Source organism: Vibrio sp. SG41-7, from assembly GCF_014164465.1.
Taxonomy (GTDB): Bacteria; Pseudomonadota; Gammaproteobacteria; order Enterobacterales; family Vibrionaceae; genus Vibrio; species Vibrio splendidus.
The window spans coordinates 1-480 of the sequence record NZ_JACJFF010000350.1 but is presented as its reverse complement, the minus strand read 5'-3'; the positions used below and the strand labels follow the sequence as shown (position 1 = coordinate 480).

General features: G+C 48.8%; 1 protein-coding gene. It reads right to left on the bottom strand.

Translation table 11 applies throughout. From position 1 onward, the window contains the following. Positions 1-103: 103 nt before the first annotated feature. The coding region (locus tag H5300_RS28605; RefSeq protein WP_182797394.1) for a hypothetical protein at positions 104-480 on the bottom strand (377 nt) is incomplete at its 5' end.

The following is a 480-nucleotide window of genomic DNA, read 5'->3' as shown; positions in this document are numbered from 1 at the left end:
TGTTTTAGCTGATGACGACACAGGGCGGCGAGTCCATCGATACCACAGCGAAAATCGGCTGGTTGAGTCGCAAGCAGGATTTTACTCTCAGCAGTCAGGTGGATCATTTTACTTCTCCTGCTTCTTGTATCAGAGCTCGCAATAAGTCAGGAGAGACCAGGCCGCTGATACGGATCTGACTTGAATTAGGAAGAGTGAGTTGAAGGCTCAGGTCTGATTTAGGTAGTAAATCAGGCTCTAGCTGTAACGGAACAAAATCAGGAGCGGACGACTTAACGGGAAGTTGCTTGCGCCAATCATTAAGCTGGGTAGTGCAGATCCGTAGTGCTTTGGTCACGTGACTGATCGGATATTCTTCAAGCAGCTTGAGTGCCAAGCAGCGTAGCTCATCGGGGATTCTGGCATGTTTATTAATGCGGGTTTGTCGCCAGTGCTCAAAGTCAGCAGTGGCCTGAATCAGGTTTTTCTGGTTTTGCATGG